The sequence below is a fragment of the Candidatus Marimicrobium litorale genome, assembly GCF_026262645.1.
GTDB classification, from domain to species: Bacteria; Pseudomonadota; Gammaproteobacteria; order Pseudomonadales; family Halieaceae; genus Marimicrobium; species Marimicrobium litorale.
This window is the reverse complement of record NZ_SHNO01000001.1, coordinates 3,076,848-3,091,949: the sequence shown is the minus strand read 5'-3', so window position 1 is coordinate 3,091,949 and position 15,102 is coordinate 3,076,848. Positions and strand designations below refer to the sequence as shown.

At 55.8% G+C, this 15,102-nt stretch carries 14 protein-coding genes; 9 read left to right on the top strand and 5 right to left on the bottom strand.

Annotation, left to right across the window (positions count from 1 at the left end; genetic code table 11):
• Nucleotides 1–465: 465 nt before the first annotated feature.
• Genes EYC82_RS14015 through EYC82_RS14005 form a run of 3 tightly spaced genes read right to left on the bottom strand, consistent with a single transcriptional unit; the run spans nucleotide 466 to nucleotide 3,485 of the window.
• The gene (locus EYC82_RS14015; protein ID WP_279250163.1) at nucleotides 466–1,734 is read right to left on the bottom strand and encodes a DSD1 family PLP-dependent enzyme; all 1,269 of its coding nucleotides are present in this window, start codon (nucleotides 1,732–1,734) and stop codon (nucleotides 466–468) included.
• Between the two features lie 29 nt (nucleotides 1,735–1,763).
• Nucleotides 1,764–3,122, bottom strand: coding sequence for a D-arabinono-1,4-lactone oxidase (locus EYC82_RS14010; protein ID WP_279250162.1), 1,359 nt, complete (start codon nucleotides 3,120–3,122; stop codon nucleotides 1,764–1,766).
• 6 nt (nucleotides 3,123–3,128) lie between these two features.
• Entirely contained in the window at nucleotides 3,129–3,485 is a 357-nt protein-coding gene (locus EYC82_RS14005) for a c-type cytochrome (RefSeq protein ID WP_279250161.1), read from the bottom strand.
• 159 nt (nucleotides 3,486–3,644) lie between these two features.
• On the opposite strand from EYC82_RS14005, the gene EYC82_RS14000 reads away from it, so the two are divergent.
• Nucleotides 3,645–4,718 carry a metallophosphoesterase gene (locus EYC82_RS14000; protein WP_279250160.1) on the top strand — a complete coding sequence of 358 codons (1,074 nt, stop codon included), beginning with the start codon at nucleotides 3,645–3,647 and terminating at the stop codon, nucleotides 4,716–4,718.
• 71 nt (nucleotides 4,719–4,789) lie between these two features.
• A complete protein-coding gene (locus EYC82_RS13995) occupies nucleotides 4,790–5,440 on the top strand; it encodes a class I SAM-dependent methyltransferase (RefSeq protein ID WP_279250159.1) in 651 nt (216 codons plus the stop codon).
• 78 nt (nucleotides 5,441–5,518) lie between these two features.
• On the opposite strand, the gene EYC82_RS13990 is transcribed toward EYC82_RS13995, so the two are convergent.
• Complete coding sequence (locus EYC82_RS13990) at nucleotides 5,519–6,205, bottom strand: SRPBCC family protein (protein ID WP_279250158.1); 687 nt, start codon at nucleotides 6,203–6,205, stop codon at nucleotides 5,519–5,521.
• Nucleotides 6,206–6,726: 521 nt separating this feature from the next.
• Here EYC82_RS13990 and EYC82_RS13985 point away from each other — a divergent pair.
• From EYC82_RS13985 to EYC82_RS13955, 7 genes are all read left to right on the top strand, one after another.
• Entirely contained in the window at nucleotides 6,727–8,001 is a 1,275-nt protein-coding gene (locus tag EYC82_RS13985; protein WP_279250157.1) for a hypothetical protein, read from the top strand.
• Nucleotides 8,002–8,132: 131 nt separating this feature from the next.
• Nucleotides 8,133–8,879, top strand: coding sequence for an S-methyl-5'-thioadenosine phosphorylase (mtnP, locus tag EYC82_RS13980; RefSeq protein WP_279250156.1), 747 nt, complete (start codon nucleotides 8,133–8,135; stop codon nucleotides 8,877–8,879).
• A gap of 10 nt (nucleotides 8,880–8,889) precedes the next feature.
• Nucleotides 8,890–9,417 carry an adenine phosphoribosyltransferase gene (locus EYC82_RS13975; protein WP_279250155.1) on the top strand — a complete coding sequence of 176 codons (528 nt, stop codon included), beginning with the start codon at nucleotides 8,890–8,892 and terminating at the stop codon, nucleotides 9,415–9,417.
• A 66-nt stretch (nucleotides 9,418–9,483) separates the two neighbouring features.
• On the top strand, nucleotides 9,484–10,401 hold the full coding sequence (locus EYC82_RS13970; protein ID WP_279250704.1) for a hypothetical protein: 918 nt from the start codon (nucleotides 9,484–9,486) through the stop codon (nucleotides 10,399–10,401).
• On the top strand, nucleotides 10,391–11,233 hold the full coding sequence (locus EYC82_RS13965; protein ID WP_279250154.1) for an HAD-IIB family hydrolase: 843 nt from the start codon (nucleotides 10,391–10,393) through the stop codon (nucleotides 11,231–11,233). Before EYC82_RS13970 ends, EYC82_RS13965 begins: the two co-directional genes overlap by 11 nt.
• Before the next feature lie 12 nt (nucleotides 11,234–11,245).
• Nucleotides 11,246–12,472: a glycosyltransferase family protein gene (locus tag EYC82_RS13960; RefSeq protein ID WP_279250153.1), complete on the top strand. Its 1,227-nt coding sequence runs from the start codon at nucleotides 11,246–11,248 to the stop codon at nucleotides 12,470–12,472.
• 7 nt (nucleotides 12,473–12,479) lie between these two features.
• Nucleotides 12,480–14,240 carry a sugar phosphorylase gene (locus EYC82_RS13955; RefSeq protein ID WP_479723002.1) on the top strand — a complete coding sequence of 587 codons (1,761 nt, stop codon included), beginning with the start codon at nucleotides 12,480–12,482 and terminating at the stop codon, nucleotides 14,238–14,240.
• Between the two features lie 159 nt (nucleotides 14,241–14,399).
• Here EYC82_RS13955 and EYC82_RS13950 read toward each other — a convergent pair whose 3' ends face one another.
• Nucleotides 14,400–14,957 (bottom strand): hypothetical protein, encoded by a 558-nt coding sequence (locus EYC82_RS13950; protein WP_279250152.1) that lies wholly within the window; start codon nucleotides 14,955–14,957, stop codon nucleotides 14,400–14,402.
• Nucleotides 14,958–15,102: the final 145 nt, after the last annotated feature.

Sequence of the window (15,102 nt, the reverse complement as noted above, 5' to 3'; positions counted from 1 at the left end):
GCAGGCTACAAAAAAAATCTTCGCGTTAAGATCAACACCCCACTTAGAAGCCGAAGTGTTGCTGGGTCTACAGGGCGCAGGTGTCCCTCATCACGGTGAGTCCTCGTTAGCTAGTCCGATGAACTATTATTATTCTATCTATTTTAATCTTCAGCAGCCGAACGGCGGAGCCACGGGCGCAAATGGTGCGCTTCAAGATGAATCGCAGCGCGGATCCGATATCGCTGCTCTGGAGGCCCTGGCACCAGTGCACAATCCTGACCTCGCTGGCTAGACGCAGCCGTTTGGGGAGGCAAACGCCTCACACACAGCACTTTCGGACAGTGCGATGTTGCGCCGCTCGGCGCAACCTACCCCCATTGAGTCGATAGGATTGCCGCCTCCGTAAAAGGTGCGGCAAGTCAGCAGGTCGCGCTTGTTTGCGCGACCCATAACCCCAGGCGATCCGGTAAGGTTTGTCGGGGCTCAGGCAGCCTGCTCGGAGAACACGGGCCAGCGCTCTACGATCTCCCCTCCGTCATAGACCGCAATATCGCCGAACTGCAGGAATACAAATTCACTCTGGGTGGGACGCAGGAAGATCCAATCATCCACCTGTAAATCGATGCCGGCCGAACCGTTAAACAGGTCCTGGTTCGTAGAGCGACCCAGCAGTGCATTGCTGAAGAGACCCGGGGGCGACTCTGGTTTCGCCTTCCAATAACCCCCGTAGGTATAAAAACTGCGCGCCCGATTGGGGTTCCAGGCAGCCTGCAAGCCGCCCAGATCGATCCCCGGTATTTGCGGGGCGTCCATCACCTTTAGCACGGGCGTCGCGATATAGGAGGCCGGTTGGTGGTCAGCCAGGGTGGGCAGATCAAAACCCGTGGGCTTAACCAGACAAGAGCCCGCGCTGAGCTCGTTAAAGGGAAAATCGCCCTGATCATAGAGCTGGTAGGTCGGGCTGCCCGCCGCATTGAGCACAGCGGCGTCTGGCCAGGCTTCACCGAGGTAGTCCCGAGCCAGTGTCAGGAAGTGCTGGTAGCGTGACACGGCCCGGTCTCTGTAGGTGAGGGTGTCACCCACCGGTATTTTCACTATGTGCGGCTCGTAGCCCATGAAACCGCAGAAGTGCAGATGCGCGGATTGCGACAAACTCTTCAACATTTCTAACAGCTGCGCATCGTTGTCAACGCCCCCTCGATGCAGGCCGACGTCCAGCTCGATGCACACCTGCATCGACTCATTCAGACCCGTCGCCAGGGCCTCGTACTGGGCCAGCCGTTGCGGTGTATCAATCAGCCACCGCAGTTGGCGCCCCGGGTCAAACTGCCCTCCATCAAAACTGCGGTAAAAATTGTGCGCTGCCGCCACCGGCATTGGCTTTCCCAACAATATATCGGCACGCGGAACCCGGGCGGCCACCTGATTGATAAATGGCTGGTGGAATAGCATCAGACGGTTGCTCCCCGATTGTTGCATCACCAATTCCAACAAGGGCAGCGAGGGCAGGGACTTGGCAACAATACGATAGGCAAACCTATCCCTGATATGTGATTTCAGGGTGGCTATATTCGCCTCAAGCGCGCTCCGATCAATAACAAGAGTGGGGCCGGATGCACCCGCATGATCCAGTGCTGCGCTCACCTCTCGAAAGTAGGGCTGGTGGTTACGGCCTTTGTCACCAGGGCGCAGCACGGCGCCCAAGCCCAGCGCTCCGGCGACACCACCGAGTAACACCGCACGACGCTTCATTACCTGCTCCTCCTATCAACTATCAGGTGCTAACTGAACAGCCCCGACAAGTAGGGATTGAGAAACTTACCCTGCGGGTCCATGTGATTGCGCACCGCTTTGAAATCCTCCCAATGGGGGTAGAGCTGAGAGAAATCATTACCGCTCAGCGTATTCAACTTACCCCAGTGCGGGCGCCCGTTGTACTTTCGAAAGATCGGCTCTATCGCTGCGAAGAACGGCTTGTAGTCTTCCTCGAAGTAGCGGTGCACCGCGATGGAAATACTGTCGCGCTGATAGAAGGGGCTGAGCCATATATCGTCTCCCTTAATGAAACGCACCTCGATAGGAAAAAACACCTCCCGGTGGCCAGACTCCAGCGTCTCCCAGACTTCTCTCAACGCCTGCAAACCGGATTCTCGCGGCAAGTGATATTCCATCTCATTAAACCGCACATTGCGCTCGCTGGCGTAGTTCTTCCACGAGCGTTCCACCGTCACCTCGTCGCCTATCGTTCGCATGTAGCTTCCAAGAATCAGCTCACGCACCTTGGGATAGTCATCCAGCCAATCCCTGGCCAGCTTCAGGTCCATCACTCCCTCGTTGGGGTCGACCTTTTCGCTCGTCCCGAAAGGCTCTTCTGTCAAGTCATGCACGTCGGTGTACCCCATGCCCGAGAATGGCAAAAGGTAGAATTCAAAATTGCGGTGACGATCGGCCATCTCGTCAGCCATGGCGAGAATGTCCTCAAATTCATGCCACACCGTTTCGCGCCGCAGGCGATAGGGTGCCATGTTCTGCAGTCGCACCTGAGTGATCACGCCCATTGCGCCAAGGGATACCTGCGCGGCACGAAAAATATCGGGGTTTTGATCTCGGCTGCAATCCAACAGGTCACCGCGCCCGTCCACCAATTGCAGCGCCTGGATATAGTCGGACATGCAACCGATACCCGCACCCGTCCCGTGCGTCGCCGTCGCCAGGCAACCCGCCAGAATCTGCTCGTCGATATCGGGCATATTAATCAGCGCCTGGCCGGCCGTTTCGAGAGGCTGACCCAAGTCACCCAATTGCGTTCCTGCTAAGAGCGTCGCCTGCAGAGACTCGGGATCGACGTCCACTATGCCGGACAATCGCGACAGGGAGATGATCGTGTCATCGGTGGGCACTAACGGCGTAAAGGAATGACCGGACCCCACTGGACGCACTGTTCCTGCAGTGCCTCTAATCAGCTCGCGTAGCTCCTCCACAGACGCGGGAGCAACGCGCTGCGCCGGATAACAGACTTGGGAACCAGACCAATTACGCCAGGGTATCGGCCGTGCGCCAAGTGCCGCGGGGACAATACCGCCTGTCGTGCACACAGCCGCGGCCACGAGTGTCTGTATAACACCTCTGCGTGAAATCACCGCTCATTACCCTCCGGCCATGAAGCGAATCAGAGCCTCGAATTGCTCCTCGCTGCAGTCCATGCACATCCCGAGAGGCGGCATACCCCCGGCACCATTAATGACACTGTCGATCATGGCAGGCATGCCACGCTGCATGCGCGGTGCCCACGCGACGGAGTCTCCCGAAAGCGGTGCACCCGTAGCAGCAATCGTATGACAACTGCGGCAACTGCGCTGGTAAATGGCGGCCAGCTCTGAATCCCCTGGTACCAACTGCTGGCTAGCTATCTGCACCTGCCGAGTGGCCTCGGGCGTCTTGTCCTGGCAGGCTGACAGCAGCATGACAGCAACCAGAACCGAAAACGTCAGCATGCGACACATGGGATAACCTCTTTTAGTTAGTCATGACTACTCAAACTGTAGTCGCGAGGGTCGGGGGCGTCAACACCGCTGATTGTCATGACGTGTGGCGGGGCTCTTCTTGAAACGCTTTGCACAGGCGGCCTGACCTCGCCTTTCAGACAGGAGTATGCTGTCGCCATGGGCAGTAGACAACAATTCCTTATTATCGCGCTCCTTTTGCACATCCCGTTGTTTGCATATCCCATACTGCGCTTATGCCAATGGCTGACCTTGAGCCCGTGGCAAACCACCCTCATCCTCGTACCCCTGTTCTGCAGCCAGATTGTGGCCCGACTGTACCTGCGACACGCTAATTCCGGGCTGCTATTCTGGCTGCGCCGGGGCGCAGACCTGTGGTTAGGCGTCAGCCCACTGCTTCTCATCTCCCTGCTTTTAACAGAAATACCGGTGGCGGCGGGCTGGATCGCACCTACCCCGGCCGCCCTCGGACTATTGGGACTGACCGGCTTACTGACGCTGTACAGCATTGCAAATGCCTGGAGCCCGTCGGTCGTTAAGGTATCGCTTGAGAGCGCGAAACTGCGGGGCACGCTCAGGTTCGCCCAGATAACCGACGTTCATATCGGCTCCCGGACTGGGGATTTCTTGCAACGCGTCATGGACAAGGTCAACACACTGGATATGGATTTCCTTTGTATTACCGGCGATTTCATCGACATGCCGGGTATTGACGGACCTCAACTGGCCGCACTGAGGAGCTGCCCGGTTCCGATCTATTTCTGTACCGGTAATCATGAGCGCTACGAGGACCTCGACCAGATCATCTCACGCCTGCAAAATCTCGGCGTGCGCTGCCTGCGCTCCCAAAGCGCATTGCAGGGCGAGGTTCAGATTATCGGTATCGACGACAGTGAGTGGCCCGGGCAGGTGCGCAAAGAGTTGGCATGCATTGATATAATGCAACAACGCTTCATCCTGTTGCTCTATCACCGGCCCTGGGGCCTTGGTGCCGCTGCGGAAGCCGGGGTAGACCTCATGATATCGGGCCACACCCATAACGGGCAGATCGTACCGTTCAACCTGGTGGTGAAGCGGGTTTTCAAGCGCAGCATCGGGCTATTCCGACAGGGGGCAACGCACCTTTACGTCTCGCCCGGGACAGGGACCTGGGGGCCAATTATGCGCCTGGGCAGCCGCGGGGAGATCACGTGGTACGAAGTCCGGCCTGTCGGTCAACACCCACACGACTGAGCCACAATCAGGCAATGCCCATATACCTTTCCGCGCTGAACCGCGGGTCAGGCCGCGAGTAAGGACCGACGATGATTGAACAGCTGACGGAAGCACAATTGGTCGAAATCGAATCAGTCACCCTGGACCACTACAGTGATAATGCCGAGTCGTTCTGGCAAGGAACAAGAGATCACGATGTGTCGCAGAATTATGCCGCCCTGCTGAATTGCTTTCCCAAGTCCCAACCTCTGGACATTCTGGATCTCGGCTGCGGCCCGGGGCGAGACCTTGTCTATTTCCAGTCGATGGGCCATCGACCCGTAGGGCTGGACGGTAGCGCCGCCTTCTGTGAAATGGCGCGCGCGCACGCCGGCTGCAAAGTCCTGCATCAGCAGTTTTTGTCCCTGTCGCTACCTGACTCCACTTTCAATGCTGTATTCGCCAACGCCTCGCTGTTTCATGTTCCGCGGCAGGCATTGCCCAATGTTCTCAGGCAACTGCATACAGCCCTTATCACAGGCGGCATTCTCTTTATTTCAAACCCCCGGGGAAACGAAGAGGGCTGGCAGGGTGAGCGCTTCGGTAATTTTATGGAGTATGACACTACCAAAGCCTATCTCGAGGGGGCCGGTTTTACGCTGCTCAAGCACTATTACCGGCCAGAGGGCATGCACAGAGACGCACAACCCTGGCTCGCCACGGTCAGCCAAAAAGCCAAAGCGTCACGCGGTGCGCCCTGAGTGCGTATCCTGCTGACTGCGTAACAACGATTGCGCGTGAACGGGGAAGTCGCTGCGGAGTCAGTGAGCAGATATCACTCACTCTGCACTATCGAGCTCTTTGACATAACGGGATTGTGACCCCTCGTAATTGACCACCGCAGCCTGCATATTCTCAAGCGTATTCTGCACCGAGAGCACCGCAGCACGATTAGCCATCCAGACAGGAATCCAGCCACCAGGGTCGCCGTAAACCTGGTAGGTCACCATCACGCCTTGATCAGTGAGAGGGCGTAAATGCCAAAAACCGCCAAAGTCAGGGACGCGCACTAGCCCATCGGCCTCTGGTGCGAACTGCGGGAAATTGATAATGCCAATGGTAATTTCTCTGGTCACCGGATCCTGCTTAAAATCAAAACGTACCACCGTATCCCGATCGACCATCGGGAAGGGCGCGTCAACGATCCCGTAGACATACGCCTCGGGATAACCCATTTCCTGCAAGACGCGAGCACCACCACTGCGGTATACCCACTGCTCATTGAAGCTGGCATCCTTCAACAGAGCCATCACTGCATTCAGGGAGGCGTCCAGACGAAGCACGCCGCGAATTTCGTCGAGGTCCGACCCCTTATAATCACGACGCTCCACTGTCAGCCTGTCCGATGAATGCACAAGCTGCCACTCACTGGCAGCAAACAGCGGTGCGGACGCAAGAGCCACCATGACGACGAAGCAAATAACGTGCAGACCTCTGTTTAACTTATCCATCAACTGTACCGCCATTGTCTTTCACACCTAATCGCAGGGCACGGTTTTTGCGCGGTGAACAGGGCGTGGGCAACCTGCGCTGACAGCTATTTAACCCGTTCATATCGTCGGGGTGACTCCGTTAAAAAATACCAACCAGCCATCAGCGACGCCCCACAGTAGTCAGTTGTAGCCAGCGACATCAGGGTGCTGTATCCGCTCTGCGGCTGCCCCTCGCATTACCCTGAGGAACATCATATCCAGCACTGTTGCACCAGACAATCCGGACTGGCAATGGTGAACAAACAATCCAACATGAGAACAGAATCCACGATTTGAGTGCGTATCGGCACGGCGGCACGAAGCGCCTCTCGTCTATTGCCCATGGCAGATGAGCTGGTCACTTTTACTTTTTTTACTTTAACGGGCAGCGGCGCTGCTGGCGAGCACTCATCCCCGCCAATGCTGCAGACCCGCACTCGTAGCGAGGTGATATGATTGCATCTCGCACAGATCGACTGTTTCAGCCGCCAGGTATCCGATTAAGGAACCACGCCTTGACCAAACCAGAAAAAAACCACCGCCATGCTACTGCCCGAGATTGCGCTCGGTACGTGTTCGCCTGCCTGCCGCTACTCCTGATCGTCCCCTGCATCGCAACAAGTGCCTCTGCTGAGCGTGGCTACGCGGTAGAGTATGAAGCTATTTTGGAGCCCGCGACTGGACAGGCAAAGGTAACGCTGACATTGGAGCAAGCAACGCAATTACTGCGCAGTGTTTCCTTTCGCATGCCGGCGGACCGCTACCTGAACATTGAAAGCGATTCGACTGTTGCACGCAATGGCAACACAGTGATCTGGCGCCCCGGAAATACTGGTGGTGTTCTCCGCTACGATTACGTCGTCGACAATCAACGCAGCAACGGTGCACCGGACGCAAAGATCACTCCGAACTGGGCGCTGTTAAAGCTCGACCACCTGTTCCCCAGTGCTAACAGCACCGCTGCTATTGGCGCCTACTCAACAACGCGGGTAACACTGAGGGGACCAATAGGGTGGTCCATAGAAACGCCTTACGGCGAAAGCGATGGCGAGTCTTTTTTTGTCGACGATCCGCATCGCAGGTTTGACCAACCCCGCGGCTGGATGCTTGCTGGCAACATCGCCGTTCGCAGAGACGCCATCGATGAACAACAGCTGAGTGTCGCCAGCCCTCGTGGACTCGGTTTACACGCCAATGACATTCTCGCGTTCTTGCGCTGGACACTCCCGGAAATGAACACGCTGCTGCCCGGTGCACCCCGTCGCCTGCTGGTCGTCAGTGGCAGTGATGATATGTGGCGCGGCGGCCTGTCGGGTCGTGATTCCCTCTATTTGCATCCCGGACGACCACTGGTTAGCGGCAACCGCACCAGCACCCTGCTACACGAGGTGTTTCACGTGTTTAGTGGGCTCAGAGCCAAAAAAGGCGGCGGCGCAGACTGGATCGTTGAGGGATTGGCAGAGTACTACAGCATCGCTTTGCTGCAGCGATCAGGCGGTATATCGGACGATCGCTTTAGAAAAGGCCTCGCCCAACTTGCCGAATGGAGCGCGGGTTTGTCCTGCGATGCAACGGATCACTCCAGTGGTGCGCGCACAGCGGCCGCCGCTTTGGTAATGCACTCACTGGACAGGGAGCTGAGGTCGCAGTCCAACGGCAGACATTCACTGGATACTCTGGTGCAAACACTGGTCACCGACGGCCCAACGGTTACCAATAGCGGCTTCAAGAGACTCGCTGGCGAACTTGCGGGGCGACCGACGCTTACGCTTGCCAATTGTCCTGGATAAGCTGCCCCTCGTGCATCACCCTGACGCCAAATTGAAACCGGGGCTGGCGCATCTTGCGCACAGCCTTATAATGCCTTTCTCGACCTTCACCACGCGTCGACCACCATATAAAAAACAGTGGGGTACACAGTTTGAAAATCGGCATTATTGGCGGCAGCGGTCTGAACAACCCGGATATGCTCAAGAACGCGCGAGATCTTGCGGTAGAGACCCCGTACGGCGCCCCTTCAGCTCCGCTGAAGGTTGGCACCATTGGTGGTGTAGAGGTTGCAATCCTGGCGCGCCACGGACGTGAGCACACGATTCCTCCGACACACGTCAACAATCGGGCCAACATCGCCGCGCTTCGAGACTTCGGCTGCACGCACATACTGGCTACTACCGCCTGCGGCAGCCTACGACAGGAAATAGAACGTGGTGATTTTGTTGTCCTTGATCAATTCATCGATTTTACACGCCTGCGCAAGGTGAGCTTTGACGATGAATTCCCTGAAGGCGGACAACACACACCGATGCCCGACCCGTTTAACGAAGACATACGCAAGGCCATGATAAAAGCGGCGCAACAGCTCGGTATCAAACACCACACGAGCGGCACCGTCATTACCATCGAAGGCAATCGTTTCTCAACTCGCGCTGAATCTCACATGTTTCGCGCTTGGGGAGCCGACGTCATTAATATGAGTATTGCTCCTGAGTGCATTCTGGCCAACGAGGCGGGAATTCCCTACGGTGTTGTTGCGATGTCGACCGACTACGATTGCTGGAAGGAGGACGAGGCTCCCGTCTCATGGGACGAGATTCTGGAGGTGTTCAGAGCAAATGTTGGGACAGTCACCGAGCTACTGATACATACCATTCCCCAGCTGAAAATATGAGGGTAAATTCATGCCGATAAAAAGTAGAATACGAACCGTTCCCGACTTCCCCAAGAAAGGGATCATGTTCAGAGACGTTACCTCGCTGATTGCCGATCCACTCGGCCTGAAACTCTGTGTCGACGACTTTGCCCGATATTACAAGGACACAGACATTGACCTGATCGTCGGGATCGATTCCCGTGGCTTCATTTTTGGTGCAGCGCTGGCCTACGTGCTGCAGAAAGGCTTCGTTCCCGTGCGCAAGAAAGGCAAGCTGCCCGCCGAAACCGTATCGGAGAATTACGAACTCGAGTACGGCACTGATACACTGGAAATTCACCACGACGCTGTTGCAAAGAAGCAGAAAGTTCTCATTATCGATGACCTTATCGCCACGGGCGGCACCGCGGTCGCAGCGATCAACCTGGTCGAAAAACTCGGTGGCGATATCGTGGGCTTTGCTGCAGTAGTGAATCTGCCGGATATCGGCGGCAGCAAAAAAATCGCCGAGACGGGCGTAGCCGTTTATGCCCAAACTGAGTTCGAGGGGGACTGAGCTTCCAGCATGGCTCAAAGCCGGAGAACTCTCTTCAATGCGCGCGGGCATTGACGGAGGTCAACACTGAAAAACTCACAGTGGCAACAGGCACTGCTCGACAGGAACCAACTGGACACTGACTACCTCGATACGATCCAACACTGGTTTTCCCCCCTTGCCAGGGATCTTGCGGCCTATCAAACGGCTGCCGATCGTCCAGTACTCATTGCTGTTAATGGCACACAGGGTTCGGGCAAAACGACCTTGTGTGATTACTTGTGCTCATCACTCCGAGAGGAGTATGGGCGACAATGCGTTGCGCTATCTCTGGATGACTTTTACCTGACTCAGGCTGAGCGTAAGGCACTTGCGTTCGCTGTACACCCGTTGTTTATAACGCGTGGTGTGCCTGGCACCCATGATATGGGACTACTGCAATCGACTCTTGAGCAACTACTGCAGGGAAGGGGCACTCGGGATATCAACATACCGCGCTTTGACAAAGGTGCCGACGAGCGCAGGCCAGCCCAGGACTGGGACAGGGTTACTCAGCCTGTGCATATTGTACTGCTTGAAGGCTGGTGTCTCGGCGCCACCGCGGAAAGCGAAAGAAGTCTATCACACCCGGTCAACGCGCTGGAACGAGACGAAGATCCGCGAGCGATTTGGCGCACGCAGGTAAACAATACCCTCAATGAGTTTTTCCCTGCGCTCTACGACAGGGTCGATCAGTGGATTATGTTGCGGGCGCCCTCCTTTGACTGCGTTTTCGACTGGCGCCGCGAGCAGGAGCAAAAGCTGGCGAATCAACCGAGCAGAAATAGACCAGCCCACCTGATGGACGATGCGGATCTGCAACGCTTTATCCAACACTACGAACGGCTTACCCGTCGCTGCCTGGCGGAGCTGCCGGACCGTGTCCACTACCTGCTGCAACTGAACAAGGCGCGGCACATCGTCTCCTGCAAAAATCCGCGCGGGGCGGCACACTTTGACAGCTGATAGAGCAAAACTGCTGGTTTTCAGCGATCTGGACGGTTCCCTTTTAGACCATTTCAGCTATAGCTTCGAGGCTGCGCGCCCGGTTATCGATATATTAATCAAGGAGGATATTCCGTTAATTCTGTCTTCCAGCAAGACGTTCGCGGAGATTGAGGAAACACGACACGCCCTGAATAACACGCACCCCTTTATTGTCGAGAATGGCGCGGCCGTGTTCATACCAAAGGGTTACTTCGTCCACCCCCCCGGGGATACAGTCTCTCGCGGGAACTACTTGGTTTATGAAACAGTACCCGGGCGTGAGCAATGGCTGGCTGTGCTTGAAAAGCTCGCACTGCAGTTCCCGGGACAATTCAAGTCATTTCACGGTGCGGGTATCGCGGGTGTTATGGCGATGACGGGGCTGGCTGAACATCAGGCAATCGCCGCGAGTGATAGGGCCTACAGCGAGCCCGTGCACTGGATCGGAGCACCCGAAGAAGAGGAACGTTTTTTGCATGTTCTCCGTAGAGAGGGCGCTACCATTACGCGGGGGGGCAGGTTTATATCTGTCAGCGGCGATTGCGACAAGGGACGGGCGCTCGACTGGCTGCGGGAGCAATACCGGCGAGCACTGTCCCTGAGCCGAGTTGAAGATCTGGCTATCGGAGACAGCGAGAACGACCGCGCCATGCTGGAGGCGGCAAAAACCGCCCTGCTGATCCGGTCCCCCGTCAATGACTTTCCCCTTCTAACAACAAGCGGGGGTATCATGCGCAGCAATAAAATGGGCCCCGCCGGTTGGTCGGAGGGCGTAACCCGCTGGTTGCGTACACACAGAATTTCGCTATGAGGGTTAATAAACATGGGTGATTTCCACCAGAACGGCATTATCACAACACTGCACAACTTGTCTGGAAGATCGCTACGGGAGATGGAGCAGGAGCTAACCGAATTCTCCGCCCGCCGCCCCATGGCGCTTATCCTGCCATCGCTGTTTTCGGAACTGGAAGGCGACGCGCTCCCGCACATTGTGGATGAATTAACCCTGGTGCCCTACCTCACCGAAATCATCGTCGGGCTCGACCGCGCTGACGAATCACAATACCGGGAGTCACTCAGATTTTTCTCCCGCCTGCCGCAGGATCATCATGTGCTGTGGCATGACGGGCCCCGACTTAAGGCGCTGGATGAAGAGCTGCAGGCACAAGGTGTAGCACCGAAGGAGTTGGGTAAAGGTCGCAATGTCTGGTACTGCATGGGCTATACTCTTGCTACTAATCGCGTAGAGTCAGTCGCCCTGCATGACTGTGACATCCTGACCTACGACCGCTCCCTGTTGGCACGACTTATTTACCCGGTCGCCAACCCGCGATTTAACTACGAGTTTTGCAAAGGCTATTACTCACGTGTGGCTGACGGCAAAATCAACGGCCGGGTCAGCCGCCTTCTAGTGACCCCACTACTGCGCGCACTGAAAAAAATATTAGGGGATATGGAGTATCTCGAATACATGGACAGCTTTCGCTATCCGCTCGCTGGTGAGTTCTCTTTTCGACGCGATGTGTTGACCGACATCCTGATACCCAGCGACTGGGGGCTGGAAATCGGCGTGCTGTCAGAGATGTACCGCAATTATTCAAATAACCGCCTATGCCAAGTCGATATCGCCGATGCTTATGACCACAAGCACCAGACGTTATCGGCGGATGATGACAGCGGTGGCCTGTCCAAGATGTCTATTGATATTTCGAAAGCCCTGTTCCGCAAACTGGCAACTCGAGGCGTTACATTCAACCTCGAAACATTCCGCTCACTCAAGGCAACGTACTATCGCATTGCACTGGATTTTGTAGAAACCTATAACAATGATGCCGTCATGAATGGCCTGACACTGGATATTCACTCCGAGGAGCAGGCGGTTGAACTGTTTGCGGAAAATATCATGAAGGCGGGAGAAGCATTCCTCGATCGCCCGATGGAACGGCCATTTATACCCAGTTGGTCGCGCGTTATCAGCGCCATGCCCGATGTGCTGGAACGCCTGAGCAATGCCGTCGATGCAGACCACGCTGAATTTTCAGACGGGTAAACGCCCCATGTCGCCTTTGTCCGAACAATTGCTGGAGCGGGTGGAGCACCATATTAGTGCGATATACCATGAGAATCCGCTGGGTGCAGACCTCGAGGGACTCGCACAAGCCCTGATCGAATCGATCGGAGCAAGCCCGGAGGGGGCAGGAGCCTTCCAGCACATTAACCACTGGAGCCAGAGGGATGCCATCCTCATTACCTACGGTGACAGCCTGCAAAACGACAACGAAAAACCGCTGGTCACCCTGCGACACTTTCTTGACGATCACACTGCAGGTTTGCTGAGCGGGGTACATATACTCCCTTTTTACCCTTGGAGCTCCGACGACGGCTTTGCCATCATCGATTACTCCAGCGTCAATGACGCACTGGGCGACTGGAATGATATCGGAGCAATTGCCAGCAGCTACGACCTAATGGCGGACCTGGTCATCAACCATTGCTCCAGCCGCAGCATCTGGTTCGAGAATTTTTTACGCAGCACATCCCCCGGCAAAGATTATTTTTTTACTGTCAATCCTGAACAAGACTTGAGCGCAGTTGTCAGACCCCGCACCACACCTCTACTCCGAGAGGTGATGACAGCGCAGGGCCCACAGCACGTCTGGTGCACTTTCGGGCACGATCAGGTGGACCTTGACTTCCGCAATCCGGAGGTACTTAAACAATTTGTGTCCATCATTCACCAATACCTGAAGGCTGGCGTGAAAATATTCCGCCTGGATGCCATCGCCTTCCTCTGGAAAGTACCGGGCGGCAGCTGTCTCAATCTCGAAGAAACACACGAAATTGTCAGACTCTTGCGCACACTGCTTGAGCACACGGCGCCAGACACCTTGCTGATCACGGAGACCAACATACCCAATCGGGAGAATCTGTCCTATTTCGGCAACGCCAACGAAGCCCACTGTATTTATAACTTTTCGCTACCGCCACTGCTGGTAAACAGCCTCGTCACAGGGGATTGCACCTACCTCAAGCAGTGGATGATGAGCATGCCCCCGGCGCAGAACGGGACAACGTATTTCAATTTCATTGCCTCTCACGATGGCATCGGTCTGCGACCGGCGGAAGGGCTGTTATCCAATACTGAACTCGATACCTTGATAGATACAATGCAGGCCTTTGGTGGGCACGTGTCTTATCGCACGCTGGATGACGGCGGGCGTAAGCCCTATGAGATCAATATCTCCCTGTTCGATGCCCTGCGTGGCACGACCCGCGGCGAGGACGAGCTGGGGGTCGAACGCTTTATCTGTGCGCATGCAATCATGCTCGCACTGGAGGGGATTCCGGGCATTTACATTCACAGCCTGCTGGGCACCCGCAACGATTATGAGCGCGCAGACAACACTGGAAGCTACCGAGCCATCAACCGGCATCAATGGAATTATGACAATCTTGTATCGCTCCTTGGCGATGCAACCAGCAATCACGCGCGGGTTTTTGCTGCTATCAAGGCGCTGCTCGCTATCCGACAGAGGCAAGCTGCGTTTCACCCTAACGCTACGCAGTTCACTCTTCACCTGGGAGCGTCGCTTTTCGGTTTCTGGAGACAAAGTGTCGATCGCAGGCAAAGCATATTCTGCATCAACAACGTCACACCCCGGGAACACTCCGTGGCCCTTTCGGACATCAACCTCATCAGCACACAAGAGTGGTCAGACCTGATCAGCGGTGATCACTACACTCCTGATGACAGTGAGGTCGTGATCTCGCCGTATCAATCCGTCTGGATCAGCAATGCGCCAGATTACGAGGCATAGTCAATAATTGTCTGCGCACGCTGCCCGCCAGTTCAAGCGGCCTCATTGAAGCGGCGCGATGGCTGGACTTATCGCCGACTCGCCACCGACGTACAGTTCACTAAAGATTTTGCGATCGACAGACTCACAGGTATCGTCGTCAAAAAAGATGCGCGCTTGTCAGGGGGAGCCGGAGCCAATATCTGCAGGCTCCGGATTGGTGAATAGCGTGATCGAACTGCGCAACCTCTGCAGACCCAGATTATCCGAGCCCGAAGCCCAATGAATCCTCACCTCATTGGTCCAACTGTGCTCCAACAATGAGGTGTCGTTGAAAGGCTTGCCGTGCTTCTCCCGGAAGTGTTGTTCCACTGCATTAATATCGCCATCGATAACCAGCGCTATCCGCTTGACCATGGCGTTGTCATCCTCCGCGTCCATCCATATCGAAGACACGGGTTCGCCGAACAGGTCCGGTGCTGTGCTATCTTGCCCATCGGGGCAACCCTCGCCCTCGCCGGAGCCGCGGCAAACCAAGTAATCGCAGCGGGCCTGTATCGATTCTCCCTTGCGGACTGTTTGCACCTCACAGGCACCACCCAGTGCCTTGGCCTGTTCCAGCGCGGCACTGAAAGTCATGCGAGAGCTCAATCCATGCAGCTCATAAGCCGACTCCGCTATCACTATCGGTGCCATCAGCACCATATACACCAACAAAAGTAATTTATTCGCGCTCATCACTCGTCTCTCAGTCGACTATGTTTACTGATCAGTTAAAAACTTAACGCCGTGCGATCAACACCATAAACAAGCTGCCAAAAATCACAAGAGCGCCAACGCTGTTGTTTTTAATGCTATGCTGTCGCCATCTGGCAGCCAAGCC